Below are 15003 nucleotides of genomic sequence, written 5' to 3' on the forward strand. Positions count from 1 at the left end.
TTAACTTCGAACTTATAAATTGAACTAGCAAAATATTGGAAAACTTTTTCCAGATTGGGGCTTGAAACATTGTTAATTTTTTAATTTATCAGAAAAATTAAAAAAATATTTTCCTAAAATTACAAAAATTGTAAGGGGATACAATTAGATATTTATAACATTTTAGATATATTGAGAAAAAATGTTTTCCGAAAATTATTACAAAAAGCCCCTAAAAGGTGTTGACACAAACGTTTTTTTAATATATAATCAAAGTCGATAGAAAGATATGACTTTGGAAAATGAATTTATAATCAATTATTTTCTGATCTAGGGCTAAGATCTAAAAATATATATCATTCCGAGTGATCTCTTCTATCAATTGCAAAGGTTTACATAATTTTTTCAAAAAAAGGAGAGAAAAATGAAAAAAATTGGTTTAATCCCAAGAATGATTTGTGGTATTATCCTAGGTATCCTAATAGGTACATATTTACCAGAATCAATAGTTAGAATTTTTATAACATTTTCATCTATATTTGGTAACTTCTTAGGATTCATAATCCCACTTATGATTCTAGCATTCGTTACTAAGGGTATAGCAGACTTAGGTGAAGGTGCAGGAAAGCTTTTAGGTATAACAGTAGCTTTAGCTTATGCATCTACACTTATTGGTGGATCAGCTTCATACTTTATGTCAAAAGCTATCTTCCCAAACTTTATCAGCCAAGAACAAGTGGCAGCTATCCAAGCAGCAGACGAAATCAAAATTGACCCATACTTTAGCGTAGATATAGCACCATTCTTTACAGTTACAAGTGGTATCATCTTTGCCTTTATGCTTGGTATTTGCATATCATGGCTAAGAAAGAAAGGCTCAGGCGAGTACCTCTACGGAGCAGTTGATGAATTTAACCAAATCATCACTCAAGTCCTAGCAGTAGCTATAGTTCCTGTGCTTCCATTCTTTATCATGGGTAACTTCGCTAAGATGGCCTTCACAGGTTCTGTATTTGCAGTACTTTCAATATTCTGGAAGATATTTATCTGCATCATAGCCCTACACTTAATCTATATCACACTACTATTTATTGCAGCAGGTTCTTACGCAGGCAAAAACCCATTTGCTATGCTTAAAAACCAACTTAGAGGTTATTTCACAGCTGTAGGTACCCAATCTTCAGCAGCAACAATTCCAGTAAACTTAGAATGTGCTGAGGCAAACGGTGTATCTCAACCAATTAGGGACTTCGTAATTCCACTAGGAGCTACAGTTCACATGCCAGGTTCTATGATTACAATCACAGGTTGTGTATTTACAATTCTTACAATGTACAACATGGACCACTCATATGGCCTAATGGTCCAACTTATAGCTATCCTAGGTATAGCAATGGTAGCAGCACCAGGTGCACCAGGTGGCGCAATCATGTCAGCTCTTCCATTCCTACCAATAGTAGGAATTAGCCCAGAATCAGCTATGGCATCACTTGCTATTTCCCTATACCTAACTCAAGACTCATTTGGTACAGCTGCAAACATCTCAGGCGATACAGCCCTAGCAGTAGCAGTTGATAAGTTCTACCACAAGAACATTTTAGGTGATAAGAACTGGAAACCAGACCCAGTTAAATAATACGTAAATTTTGCAAATCAGGGGATGTTAACGAAAATTAATTCAATTAATAAGTTAACGTCCCTTTAAAATCTAAAAAAGGAGACACTATGGCAGTAAATGCTTCAATATTTGACATAATGGGCCCAATAATGGTTGGCCCATCAAGCTCACATACAGCTGGAGCTTGTAAAATTGGAAATATAGCAAGAAAAATGGTAGATAGAAATTTCAATGAAGTAGACTTCTACCTTCACGGATCCTTCGCTAAAACCTACAAGGGCCACGGTACAAACAGAGCTCTAGTAGGGGGAGTACTAGGATATGAACCAGATGATGAAAGAATAATAAATTCATTTGATTATGCGGACGAAGCAGGAATCAAATATGAATTTTTTGAAACAGACCTTGGCGATGTTCACCCAAATACAGTTAGAATTGTCTTTAAATACCCAGATAGGTCACCTTTAGAAGTCCAAGGCTCATCCATAGGTGGAGGAGCAATCGTAATAACCAAGGTAAATGGTAATCCAATCGAATATTACGCAACCAAACCAACTCTTTTTATGGCCTATGGTGAACAAAAGGGAGTTATAGCTCACGTATCAGGAATTCTTTTTGAATATGGCTACAACATCCATATGATGAAAACCATAAAAGACGGCGACAATGTAATGTTAGTTTGCGAGTTAGACGAACCACTAAAAGAAGGTATCCTTGAAAAAATCAGGGAAGGCAAAGACTTCACCTTCTTGAAATATATAGGATAGGGGATGAATTATGCTTACTACAATGAAATTATTAAAGGAAAGATGTGAAAAAGAAAATCTTAACCTTTGGCAATTATCTGTAAAAGACGAAATAGAAAACACAGGAAAAACTGAAGAAGAAATCTTCGCAAGGCTTCAAAAGACTCTAGATGTAATGAAAGCTTCAGCTCAAAGAGCTCTAGAAGAAGACGTTAGAAGTGTAACAGGCATGACCGGCGGCAACGCAAAGAAAATGCACGAATATTTCCTAGGTGGCAAATCAGTACTAGGCGAAACAGCTTCAACAGCTATGGCTATGGCCCTATCAACATCAGAAGTAAATGCAGCTATGGGAAGAATAGTAGCAGCTCCAACAGCAGGATCAGCAGGAATAATCCCTGCAACAATGATGACCATGCTACAAAAATATAACTATGATGACAGGAAACTTTGTGAAGCTCTTTTAGTAGCGACCCAAATGGGTCAGGTAATTTTTGACAACGCAACTTTTGCCGGTGCAGAAGGTGGTTGTCAAGCAGAAACTGGATCAGCAGCAGCTATGGCAGCTGCAGCAGTATGCTACCTAAGAGGATATGACATAGAAATCCAAGAAAATGCCGCAACAGCAGCTCTTTTAAACATCATGGGACTAATTTGTGACCCAATCGGTGGCATGGTAGAATTCCCATGCAACCTAAGAAATGCTAACGGTATCATGAATGCACTTGCAAGTGCAGACATGGCCATGGCAGGAGTAGAAATGTTTGTAACATTTGATGAAGCAGTAGATGCAATGAAAAGAGTGGGAGATACCCTTCCAGAAAGACTTCGCGAAACAGGCGAAGGCGGCATAGCAGTTTGCCCATCATCACTAAGACTTAAGAAAAAATATATAGACAAACTTCCAGAAGAAGAAGTTGAAGAATAAAAACAAGGGGTTTTTCAAATAAGCCCAGCAAAAAAGACGGGAAAATAAATATTCTCGTCTTTTTCTATATGAATTATTAAAGATTCATTTTTTTAATTTTTTCAAATGGTCTTTAGCAATCTTAATATATTCTTCCATTACCTTGATTCTTGCGTATTTCTTTTGATTTGACCCAACTATTACCCATGGGGCATAGGTGAGGTTGGTTCTTTCTAGCATTTCATCCATGGCATCAAGGTAGGCATCCCATTTTTTTCGATTACGCCAGTCTTCGTCGGTGATTTTGTATTGTTTGTCCGGATTTCTTTGTCTATCTTTAAAACGATTTAGTTGCTCATCCTTATCTATAGTTACAAAAAATTTAATTACAAGGCTACCATGGTCGTAGATTTCTTTTTCCATATTGGCTATTTCTTCATAGGCCCTGTCCCATTCATTAACTTTGGCAAAGCCCTCTACTCTTTCTACCATGACCCTGCCATACCAAGATCGGGAGAAGATACTGACGTAGCCATCTTTAGGGAGTTTACTATAAAATCTCCAAAGGTAATTTCGATCAAGTTCCTCTTTAGATGGGGCAGATATGCCATGAACAGTATAAAGTCTTGGGTCAACCTCCTTGATAAGTCTTTCGATAGCGCCATCCTTACCAGCTGCATCTACCCCTTCAAAGACTAAAACTTGGCTGATTCCCTTTTCATAATACTCATACATTAATTCAGCCACTTCTTTTTGGAGCTCGTCTTTCTTTTTATGGTAGTCTTCATCGCTTATGGTCTTTGTAAGGTCAAGATTTTTAAGAATTGACTTAGCCTTGGTATAATTTCTTTCGGTGTTTTCATTTTCTTTTCTTTGCCTAATCACCCTTTCAAGCCCCTGGCTTAGCCTTTCGATGGCTATACCCAAGGCTTCCTTGGAGGCTTCTTTTTTATCATTTGAATCAATTATATCCCATGGAGCATAAGGAAAATCTGTAGCTTCTAGGAGTTTTTTGAAATGTTTCTCATAGGCTTCGTAATGTTTTTGCTGGTCCTTATCAAGGCCGTCCAAGTAAAAATCTTCCTTGATAGAATCTTTTAGGTCCGTAATCCTTGATTTCTGCTCGTCTTTATCAATATTTAGGAAAAATTTGATAATAATTGTCTGGTCATCGTAAAGAGCTTTTTCAGTCATTTTGATCGAATTAATCCTATTTTTGATTTTTTTATCAGATAAATCGAGTTTTTCAAAAAGTTTGTAATAAAAAGACCTATCAAAAATTTTGATCTTGCCTTTTTTTGGAATATTTACCCAAAATTTTCTTATAAAAGGATAAGAATCATCCCAAGCGTCATCCTTATCGGGAACCTCTACATCAAAGTCTTTGGCTGCAAACTCGCGAGTCAAATCCTTAATAACGTAGCCCCTGCCAGAAGACTCCCATCCATCAACCATAATCAAAATAGGAACATCAAGGTCGGAGCAAATCCTAGCCATCCTGCCTAGCCTCTCAGCCAAGTCTGATCTCTTAAAATCTTGAAACTGTGGTTTTCTTTCTGTAGAAATAATATTTGTCATAATCGCCATCCTTTTTAGTTCTTTTACTTATCTTTTACCCAAAATTTCTCCTTTTCCTAAAAAATAAAAAATGAGACTGAACTCTCTTCAGGCTATAGACAAAGTCATTTTCTGATGTCATTCAGACGAACGAAGTGAGGAAAAATCCTGTAATTTATGGGATTCCTTGTCGAATCTGATGGATTCTCTGCCGGAATGACGTATGTTTATATACTTTGTCGACATGCTTAAGAGAACGAAGTCTTTTAATATTTATTGAAAAATCTCTCGATTTCATCAATAACAAGCCCGCTCTCATAAAGATTTGGATGAGAAATTGTAAAACCATGGCCTAGAGGATAGGACTCCTTTTTCTTGAAATCCAAAAACTTATTCCTGATATTTTTTGAATCTAGAAAAGCTTTGAGACAAAGAGCCTGATCTCTAATAAAATCCTCCTCGCTGGTAGCAATTATAGAAGGCGGTAAAGCCATATTTTCCAAAGCCTTTAGGATATTATCTGTAAAAGGAATTTGCTCTTTCGTCAAATTTCTCCTTGCAGGCTCATTTATGAGAGAAAAAGATCCAGATTTCACAAGGCCTGTCATAGGAGAGATAAAAGCCAGACCTGAAACATCAAAATCTAAAGCATTAATCCCAAAAATATTGCGAATTTTTGAATCCTTCATAAGAGCAAGAGCTGCCAGGGATAAAAGAGAACCAGCCGAATCCGACAAAATAAAAATCTCACCCCTACTTAGCTTAAGCCTAGAAGAATTCTCATAAATATAAGCAAAAGCATCCGCCACATCTTTAACCTGGTCGGTAAAAGTCGTATCAGGCAGGAGCCTGTAGTTGATATTAGCCACATTAAAGCCCTTTTGGGCAAAACGAATCCCCAAATTTTTATTAAGTTTTTTTCTCCCATAAACAAGGCCACCTCCATGAACTATAATAATTGTTGGAAGTGGCTTGTATTTGGAATTTCCATAATAAATATCAAAATTATGGTGGCTATCTTCATCATTTTTATAAGAAAGATTAGAAATAATCTCAACCCCACAATCAGAAAAATCCTCGTAAGATAAACGCTCACGGTCCTTATCATGTAAAATTTTAATAATATCAGAAAGACCCAAATCAGGATAAAGGTCCGTATTTTTTCTAACCATAAAACCCCCAAATTCTTATTTTAGTGTACCATAAATGTTTATAAAAGGTAAATATATCAAATAAAAAAGAGCCGAAGCTCCTTTTTATTAGTTTAAATCTTCACCATTTGAAGCGATGACTTTTTTATACCAAGCAAAGGATTTTTTCTTAAATCTTTTAAGGGTACCATTGCCGTAATTATCACGATCTACATAGATAAAGCCGTATCTCTTGCTCATTTCTCCTGTAGATGCAGATACTAGATCTATTGGAGCCCAGCTAGTGTAGCCCATCATGTCTACTCCATCAAGTTCTATAGCTTCTTTCATGGCTTTTATATGTGATTTGTGGTAGTTAATTCTATAGTCATCTTCTACATATCCGTTTTCATCGGGAGTATCTTTTGCCCCAAGGCCGTTTTCGACTAGGAACATTGGTTTCTGATACCTATCATATATATCGTTGAGTGTGATTCTTAAGCCAATAGGATCGATTGTCCAACCCCGGGCTGAATTTTCTAGGTAAGGATTTTCTGATGTTTTAAGGTTGTTGGAAATTTTGGTGTTTTCAGAAGATGCGCCTATTGTTCTTGATGAATAATATGAAAAAGATATAAAATCTACCGTATTTTCAGATAATAATTTCTTATCTTCTTCGCTTATATCAGGTAAAATACCCTTTCTTTCTAATTCATAAAGCTTATATTTAGGGTAAGCTCCTCTTGCTTGGACATCGACAAAGAAATAATTATTTTGATTTTCCTTTTGAGATGCTAATACATCCAAAGGATTGCATGTTAGGGGATAGCATATTTGAGCGGCTAGCATACATCCAATTTGAATATTTGGATCTATTTTTTTTGCTATTTTTTTGGCCTTAGCTGCTGCTAAAAGTTCGTTGTGAATAGCTTGGTACTGGACTTTTTCTTTATCTTCTCCTTCTTCAAAATAAAGACCTGCACCCATAAATGGCGATTCAAGGATTATATTCATTTCGTTGAAGTTTAGATAATATTTGACTTTTCCTTTAAGTCTTTCCATGACTGATTCAACATATTTTGCATAAAAATCTATGGTTTTTCGATTTCTCCATCCTCCATATTTTTTTGCTAAATGCATTGGGAAATCAAAATGAACTAGAGTTATGAGTGGTTCTATGCCGTATTTTAAACACTCATCTACAACTTTTTCATAAAAATCTAAACCTTTTTCATTTGGATACTCTTCATCACCTTGTGGGAAAATCCTTGTCCAAGCTATAGAAAACCTATAAACTTTAAAGCCCATTTCTGCAAATAAAGCTATATCTTCTTTATAATTGTGGTAGAAATCTATGGCATTTTTTGCTGGATAGAAATATCCATCTTCAAAATCTAGCATTTTTTTCTTGCCTTCAATTATTTTTTGCCTATCATCTCCAACAGGGCAGAGGTCTACATTTGCAAGACCTCTTCCATCAACATCAAAAGCTCCTTCACATTGGTTGGCAGCTGTTGCTCCTCCCCACAAAAAATCTTTTTTAAATGGCATTATTTATCCTTTCTAATATTTTTAATAAAATAAACCTTGCATCAATATAGGCACAAGGTTTATTTTAATTAATTTTATTGTTCTAATTCTGCTTGTTTTTCAAGGGTTTTGGCACTTATTCTTAAGAATGGTAGGTAGATTAATACCCCAAGTGCTATAACTACTAATTGAACAAGAACAGCCCTAAAGTCAGCACCTGTTGCTAAATAAGCGTTTAATAGAGGTGGTGTTGTCCATGGTACTAGGACGCTTGCTTTGTTCATAAAGCCGATTGCTGTTGCGGCATAGCTTATCAAGATACCCATAGCTGGTACCAACACGAATGGAATCATCATTGGTAGGTTAAATACTATTGGGAAACCAAAGATAATTGGTTCGTTGATGTTAAATAAACCTGGTAAGACAGATAATTCACCGATTTGCCTATATTGTTTGTTTTTTCTAAAGAATAAAAATACTGCTATTAATAGGCAGATTGTTGATCCTGATCCACCGATAAGACCGTAGCATTGAACTAGACTTAGGTTCATAATGTGTGGAATTTCAAGGCCAGCTCTAGCTGCTTCCATGTTTTCGTTGATATTTACAAGTAGTAATGGTTCTAGTATTGTTGAGTAAATTACAGCTTGGTGGATACCAAAAGTAAATATTAGGTTACCTAAACTGTAGATTAAAATTGTGCCTAGTAGTGAAGTATTAACTTTTCTTAGTGGTTCTTGGATCATTGTTGCAATTAGTGTTATTAAATCTACTTGGAAGAAGTAGAAAAGAATAAATGATATTACAGAGAATATAAGAAGGGTTAATATTACTGGTATTAAGTTGTTAAAAGAATTGTTAACTGCTGGAGGTACATTTCCGCCAATATTGATTTTGATGGCTTTTATGTTTGATAATCTGATGAATAATTCTGTAGCGAGAAGACCCATGATGATACCACCAAACATAGAATTAGTACCAAGATTGTTGAAGGATAAAACTCCTCCGGCTTGGACAACTTCTCCATTTGCACCTGTCACATCAATTGTTTGAGGCATCATAACTATAAGTGAAGCTATAGCAATCATTACAGCTGTGATAGCGTGTTCAAAACCTTTGTTTTGAGATAAGGTATAGGCTACTATACCGCAGATTAGAAGTCCAGATATGTTCAAGGTTGCATTAGAAACTGAGACTGCCCAGTGTGCAGCAAATTCTAGTTGAGCTTCATTTAAAATTTTTGGGAATATAACAGCATTGATCAACACTGCTATACCTGCAATTATAAATAGTGGTAACATTATTGCAAAAGCATCTCTCAGAGATTTTAGGTGAATTTGTGAACCAAACTTCATACTAGCTTCTGAAAGCTTGTCTACGAATGATTTTTTATTTTTTTCTGTCATTTTATTTCTCTATCCTTTCCGTTAGATTCGAATACTTGCTTGACATAAGCAAAGCTTTTCTTTTTTATTCTTCTTAAATCTTTTAAGTCGTGATTGTCTCTATTTACATAGACAACGCCATATCTTTTGTCCATGTTTCCTGATGAAGATAGTATATCTATAAAGCCCCAACCAAGATAACCCATACACTCAACTCCCTTATCTATTGCATTAATCATTGAGTCGAAGTGATCTTTTAGATATTTAATCCTAATATCATCTTCTATAAATTCATTTTTTGGAAGTTCTTCCCTTAGACCTATACCATTTTCGACTATAAAAACTGGCAAGTTAGTTTTGTTATAGATTTCTAACATTGCTATTTCTAAACCTTTAGGATCAATCTCCCAATTCCACTCGTTTCTATCGAGGTATTTGTTATCAACAAAAACATCTGTATTCAAAGGACTGTAGTCCTTTCCTTGATATTTTAGTGTTGCCGACCTGTAGTAGGAGAAGGCAATAAAATCGCTTTTGATATTATTTATAATTTCTTCTTCTTGATCAGTTTTTTCTAAATTTATATTATTATTTGCAAGATACGCCTTGAAAGTGTTCATATATCCTTTTTGAGTGAAAATATCCAAGTATAGGTTGTAATCAAAATCATTATAAATATTTCTTATATAATTGTCTTCTGCTTTAGAAGAATATGGATAATATGTTGTATAGGCAAGCATACCTCCGATTTTTAGGTCTTTGTAATTATCGTGGATGTATTTTGCAACTAGTCCATGACATACTAGGGTATTATATTGAACTTGGTGAATGTTTTTTGGACTTACTTCTAGCTTGCTTCCTGCGATTGTAAGAGCAAAATCAGATGAGTATAGGTTGTGTTCGTTAAAGGTTAGCCAATATTTTACTCTTTTGTGATACCTATCAATTATTATTTTTGAAAATTCAAAGAAATAATCGATTACTTCTTTTGACGAAAACCCGTTGTATTTTTTGCTCAAATAAAGCGGCATATCAAAATGGTAAAGGCAAATAATAGGTTCGATTTTGTATTTTTCTAGGCAAGCAATCAACTTGTCATAAAATTCTAAACCTTTATGGTTAACTTTTTCATATCCCTTTGGCAAAACTCTCGACCATGAGATTTGAAACCTATATGAGTTGGCTCCCATTTCCTTCATAAGCTTGATATCTTCTTCATATCTATGGTATTCATCAATAGCTACTTTCCAGTCGCTTTGATTTTCGCTCGCTTCTCTAATGTCATAGACAGATTTGCCTTTGCCATCTATATCAAAAGCGCCTTCAGTTTGCATAGAGGAAGTAGAGTTTCCCCACATTAATTGTTTGTCCATTTTATTTCCTAATTGATATTATCTAAGATGATTTTTTCCATATTTTTTATACCAATAGGAGTTGGGGCATAGGCATTAAATGGAATTTGAGCTATCGCTTTACCGTTAGCATCAGCTTTTTTCTTGTAATCATCAAAATACATTCTTATTTGAGGACTAACTAGGATCATGTTATAGACATCGTCTGTTAATACTTTTTCGCTATCGCTACTAGTAGTAGCTTCAACTATAATATCTTCTCCGTCTTTTTCTAATTGTTCTGATACTTTTTTTGCCATGAGAGATGAACTCATGCCTGCATTACAAATCAAAATTACTTTTTTCATTATTTTCCCTCCAATTTCTGTAATTTTTTATTTATTTTGATCCATCTTTTTGCATTGTCCATAGCCATTGTGGCCATTGTCAAATGGTCTTGTGAATGGATTAAAATGACATTTATATTGTTTTCTTCACCGTTTGCTTCTTTAGTTAACATGCCAGTTTGAACTTCGTGGCATTTTAGGAATTCTTCATTTGCTTTGTTTAACAATTCCTCCGCCTTATCAAAATCATAATTTTCTGCTGCGTCCATTGCTTCTGATGAAAGGCTTCTGCTTTCTCCAGCATGGACTATGATATTAAAGGCTAGTTCGTAGGTTTTTTCATTACTATCCATTTGTTCCTCCCTTCATAAATACATTCATAAATTCCATAGTGTTCTTTGTTTTTAAAGCTTTTTCTATAATTTTTTTATTTGATAAGAGTTCGCCTAGTTTATCATAGTATAAGCTCATATCTCCGAGTTTGTTACCTATAACAAGTGAATATACTAATTTAATCTTTTTATCATTCCACTTTATAGGATCATCTAGGATTATTATTATTGAATAGGAATCTCCATCTACCTGGTCTAGGATGTGGGGGATTGCTATGTTGTCAAATGATGTTTGTCCTAATTCTTCACGGAATTTAAGCTGATTTAGGGCCTTTTCTTTTTTGATATTTGATTTATCCTCAATTGTTTCAGCTATAAATTTTAGAACTTCTAGTTTATTTGTGAATTCATCTGTTTTTATGAAGACTGAATTTGCAAATATATCATAAATTTTACCAAGCCTACTGTCATCTAAAGCAATTTTTATATTATCAAAATCAACCTTAGAAAATATTATATCAACATAAACTATTGGCAAATCGTAAGTGTTATTTAGATCTACTGATGAAATTATGAGGTCGTAGTTTTTCATGTTTATATTTTCTAGACTTCTTAGGTCAGTTGTATCTATGCTGTCGATATTTTCTTTAAACTTTCTATTTAACTGAGCCTTCATTATCTGAGCTGAAGAATTGCCTGAGCCGCAGATTATAAGGATTTTCTTTTGATTTAACGAGTTGTTGTTCATAGCCGCCATGACGTGGAGGGCTATGTAGCCTATTTCATCTTCGCTTAGCTTACAAGAGTATTTTTCGTTTATGACATTTGCACCAATTGTTGCTAATAAATAGGGGATTTTGTTATCTTTGATGTCATCTAAGATTGGGTTTTTCATGTTGAAACCGTATTTTATCCTATTTATCAAAGGACCAATGTGGATTGCCAAGGCAAAGTAAAAGTCGATATTTGCCCTAAAGTCATATTTGGAGACCTTGTAGATTTCATCAATTATCCCTTGAGATAATTCCAGGATTTCAGTCGAGATTTTTTCTTGGTCCCTAATTGTATTTTTGGCTATTAGGTGCATAGTGATGTAGGCTAGCTCTTGGCTTGGGATTTCTATTCCCAATTTTTCTTCTAGTTCAACTGCTATTTTATTTGCTATCCTAAATTCATTATTATCTACAATATTATTTTCCAAATCTTTAGAAAAATGGATGTATTTTCCTTGTTTTATTCTAAGGATTGAAATATAGATGTGGATCACTAGATTTTTGAAGTTTACATAAGGCATGTAATAATCTTTGCCGAAGTCCATTTCATCTATTATTCTTTGAATTTGCCTAAATAAGTCCCTATTTTCGTCATCATCGAATAGTATTGGATCTTCTCCGATTTCGTTTTTTATGGCAAGCCTTATGTTTTTTTCGCTTGCTTCTACTTTCATGCCGTAGTAGGGTTTGGAAATCAAATCTAGGTCGTAATTTTCTAGGATTTCTCTGACATAAGGCAAATCTTTATTGATTTGAGATTCGCTTATATGAAAGACTTCAGCAAGTTCATATTGTTTTATATAGGAATTTGAGAAGAGAAACATCCTTAAGATATTAACATATCTAAGATTTTTGTCTCCATCTTCTTCCTGGTAGTAGGCATATTTATACCAGTCGTTTTTCAAAAAAGACTTGAATTTATCTTTGTTTTTGATTTTAAAGATAAATCCCTTTCCTGGTTTGGATTCAATTATCGCCCCCTTATCATTAATTGCTGCATTTAATGAATTTATCTCCTTCCTAATAGTTTTTGAAGATAATTCCATTACTTCGCCTATCTCTTTGGACGTATGGTAGTCATAGTCAAGAGTTAGGTAGTCAAATATTTGTTTTAATCTTGTCTCAATCATATAACCACCTTGTATGTTTATTATAGTAGAGAATCAAAATAAGCTCCACACAAACATTTTCCTTAAAGATGTGGAAATTGTTTGTAGCAAGTTTTAATTCTATTTAGATTGTATAATGAAATAAAAAAGGAAATCATAAAGACTTCCTCTAATAGTTCTAATTTATTTGTTATAATTTTTGTTAAGATTATTCTCTGAAATTTTTTAAATACTCATCATACTGGCCTTGCCAATAAATTTTATCTTCCTCGGTTATTTCTCTTATAACTTTAGCGGGGTTTCCTGCGGCTATGGTCATTTTTGGGATGTCTTTGGTGACGACGCTTCCTGCTCCTATTATGGAGCCTTTGCCTATTCTTACTCCGGGTAGGATTGTGGCGTTTCCTCCTATCCATACGTCGTCTTCTAGGATGATGTTGACTCCTTTTTCTATGCCTGTGGCTCTAATTTTTGGGTCTATGGGGTGGATAGCGGTGAATAGTCCTGTGGCTGGGCCTATGAGGACCCTATTTCCTATTTTGATTTTTCCTAAATCTACCATGGAGACGTTGAAGTTTATAAAAGAATTATCTCCTATAAAGATATTTTCCCCATAGTCGCACCTAAAGGGTGAGAGGACTGTTGATTTGCCAAAGCTTCCAAAGATTTCCTTACAGATTTTACTTCTTTCTTCTCTGTTTGTTTCTGTATTTAATTTTACTAATTTTTCCCAGCAGGACGAAAGTCTTTCGACTAGGTAGGAGTCTGTTTTGAAGAACTTGCCTGCTTGTAAATTTTCATAGTTTTTCATAGTATCAATATACTTTTGATAATTTAAATGACAATTCGTAAAATATTAGTAGAATAATAACGTTATTACTTATATAGGAGTCTTTATGAATAGGAAAATTGATTTATTACATGGAAATATCAGGCATACGCTTATGAAGCTATCTCTGCCTCTTGCCCTTACAGCCTTTATCCAGATTACCTATGGCTTTGTTGATACGATTTGGATAGCAAGGTTTGGTACTAAGGCTGTAGCAGGGGTTGGTATAGCTGGATTTATTTTTTGGATAGGCAACTCTCTTGTCCTTATTCCTAAGGTTGGGATGGGAGTTTACGCTTCCCAGGCCTTTGGCTCTCAAAAGGAAGAAGAGACGGTGATGATAATAAACAACGGATTTATCCAGGCTGTGATAATGGGTTTGTTTTTTACTACTTTTTGTTTGATTGTGAAAAATATCTTTATAGAATTTTATAATTTGGGTCTTGAGGCAGAGATGGCTGCCAAGGATTACTTTTTTGTGGTAAGTCTTGGCATGATTTTCTTCTTTGTAGGTCCTATGTTTACCCAAGCTTTTACATCGCTTGGTGATTCCTTTACGCCTTTTGTTATCAATGCTGTGGGCCTTGTTATAAATATGGTTTTAGATCCGATTTTAATCTTTGGCCTTGGACCTTTTCCTCATATGGGAGCTAAGGGTGCGGCTCTAGCTACTGTTTTAAGCCAATTTGTGGTTGTCTTGGTTTATTTTTTTGTAGTGATTTCTAAAGACGGGATTATAAAGTCAGCTATTTCTTATATAGATTATAGGGAAAATTGGCAGTTAGAGATTTTTAAACTAGGACTACCTGCGGCACTTTTATCAGGCTTTCATGCATCCATATCCATGGTTTTAAATAGGTTCATGTCTGCCTTTGGTCCTACTCCAGTGGCTGTTTGTGCTATAGGTAGTCAGCTTGAGTCCATTTCATGGAATACAACTGAGGGTATCCAGGTTGGTATCCAGGCCCTTGTTGCCCAAAACTATGGGGCAGAAGATAAAAAAAGGGTTAAGGAGTCTATCAAGGAATCCTTTAGACTTGTTGCTATTATTGGTATTATAGCTACTCTTGTTCTAATTATATTTAGGCACAAACTTTTTGAAATATTTACTCCAGGAGATCTAGAAGCGATAAAACTTGGAGCGAATTATCTCTTGATTTTAGGCCTATCTCAAGCCTTTATGTCAATAGAAATAGGTCTTGCAGGTTGTTTTAATGGGATGAGTGATACCAAGACTCCTGCAATCTTAGGCGTAGTTAATAATCTCCTAAGGGTACCTATAGCCATAGTTTTAATGCCGTTTGTGGGCGTGTATGGAGTATGGATTGCCATGAGTGCTACTTCTATTATGAAGGGTCTTGTGGCTATGACGCTTATTTACAAAAAGGTCAAAAAATATATGTTAGCTTAAACTCTTCTTCGGAAGAGTT

Annotated in this window: 13 protein-coding genes; 4 read left to right on the top strand and 9 right to left on the bottom strand. The window is 34.9% G+C overall.

All coding sequences use genetic code 11. From position 1 onward, the window contains the following. The first annotated feature begins 403 nt into the window (after window positions 1-403). The 3 genes from Q0410_RS04370 (at window position 404) to sdaAA (ending at window position 3271) form a co-directional block, all read left to right on the top strand. Entirely contained in the window at window positions 404-1615 is a 1212-nt protein-coding gene (locus Q0410_RS04370) for a dicarboxylate/amino acid:cation symporter (protein ID WP_299033284.1), read from the top strand. A gap of 89 nt (window positions 1616-1704) precedes the next feature. Further along, window positions 1705-2364, top strand: coding sequence for an L-serine ammonia-lyase, iron-sulfur-dependent subunit beta (gene sdaAB, locus Q0410_RS04375; protein ID WP_299033288.1), 660 nt, complete (start codon window positions 1705-1707; stop codon window positions 2362-2364). Window positions 2365-2374: 10 nt separating this feature from the next. Further along, window positions 2375-3271: an L-serine ammonia-lyase, iron-sulfur-dependent, subunit alpha gene (sdaAA, locus tag Q0410_RS04380; protein WP_299033291.1), complete on the top strand. Its 897-nt coding sequence runs from the start codon at window positions 2375-2377 to the stop codon at window positions 3269-3271. A gap of 84 nt (window positions 3272-3355) precedes the next feature. On the opposite strand, the gene Q0410_RS04385 is transcribed toward sdaAA, so the two are convergent. From Q0410_RS04385 to Q0410_RS04425, 9 genes are all read right to left on the bottom strand, one after another. Next, window positions 3356-4828 carry a hypothetical protein gene (locus Q0410_RS04385; RefSeq protein ID WP_299033292.1) on the bottom strand — a complete coding sequence of 491 codons (1473 nt, stop codon included), beginning with the start codon at window positions 4826-4828 and terminating at the stop codon, window positions 3356-3358. Window positions 4829-5073: 245 nt separating this feature from the next. Beyond that, window positions 5074-5979, bottom strand: coding sequence for an alpha/beta hydrolase (locus Q0410_RS04390; RefSeq protein WP_299033295.1), 906 nt, complete (start codon window positions 5977-5979; stop codon window positions 5074-5076). 87 nt (window positions 5980-6066) lie between these two features. Further along, the gene (locus Q0410_RS04395) at window positions 6067-7488 is read right to left on the bottom strand and encodes a 6-phospho-beta-glucosidase (RefSeq protein ID WP_299033298.1); all 1422 of its coding nucleotides are present in this window, start codon (window positions 7486-7488) and stop codon (window positions 6067-6069) included. 74 nt (window positions 7489-7562) lie between these two features. Then, complete coding sequence (locus Q0410_RS04400) at window positions 7563-8873, bottom strand: PTS sugar transporter subunit IIC (protein WP_299033301.1); 1311 nt, start codon at window positions 8871-8873, stop codon at window positions 7563-7565. Next, window positions 8870-10225, bottom strand: a complete 1356-nt coding sequence (locus Q0410_RS04405; RefSeq protein WP_299033304.1) for a glycoside hydrolase family 1 protein — start codon at window positions 10223-10225, stop codon at window positions 8870-8872. The genes Q0410_RS04400 and Q0410_RS04405 overlap by 4 nt, the downstream gene beginning before the upstream one ends. Before the next feature lie 8 nt (window positions 10226-10233). Next, window positions 10234-10551 (bottom strand): PTS cellobiose transporter subunit IIB, encoded by a 318-nt coding sequence (locus Q0410_RS04410; protein WP_299033308.1) that lies wholly within the window; start codon window positions 10549-10551, stop codon window positions 10234-10236. After that, window positions 10551-10883: a PTS lactose/cellobiose transporter subunit IIA gene (locus Q0410_RS04415; protein ID WP_299033311.1), complete on the bottom strand. Its 333-nt coding sequence runs from the start codon at window positions 10881-10883 to the stop codon at window positions 10551-10553. The genes Q0410_RS04410 and Q0410_RS04415 overlap by 1 nt, the downstream gene beginning before the upstream one ends. After that, window positions 10876-12765: a transcription antiterminator gene (locus tag Q0410_RS04420; protein ID WP_299033314.1), complete on the bottom strand. Its 1890-nt coding sequence runs from the start codon at window positions 12763-12765 to the stop codon at window positions 10876-10878. The genes Q0410_RS04415 and Q0410_RS04420 overlap by 8 nt, the downstream gene beginning before the upstream one ends. 187 nt (window positions 12766-12952) lie before the next feature. Then, complete coding sequence (locus Q0410_RS04425) at window positions 12953-13555, bottom strand: sugar O-acetyltransferase (RefSeq protein ID WP_299033317.1); 603 nt, start codon at window positions 13553-13555, stop codon at window positions 12953-12955. Between the two features lie 85 nt (window positions 13556-13640). Here Q0410_RS04425 and Q0410_RS04430 point away from each other — a divergent pair, with 85 nt between their 5' ends. Next, window positions 13641-14984 (top strand): MATE family efflux transporter, encoded by a 1344-nt coding sequence (locus Q0410_RS04430; RefSeq protein ID WP_299033319.1) that lies wholly within the window; start codon window positions 13641-13643, stop codon window positions 14982-14984. Window positions 14985-15003 lie beyond the last annotated feature (19 nt).

This window comes from uncultured Anaerococcus sp., from assembly GCF_937934665.1.
Lineage (GTDB): Bacteria > Bacillota > Clostridia > Tissierellales > Peptoniphilaceae > Anaerococcus.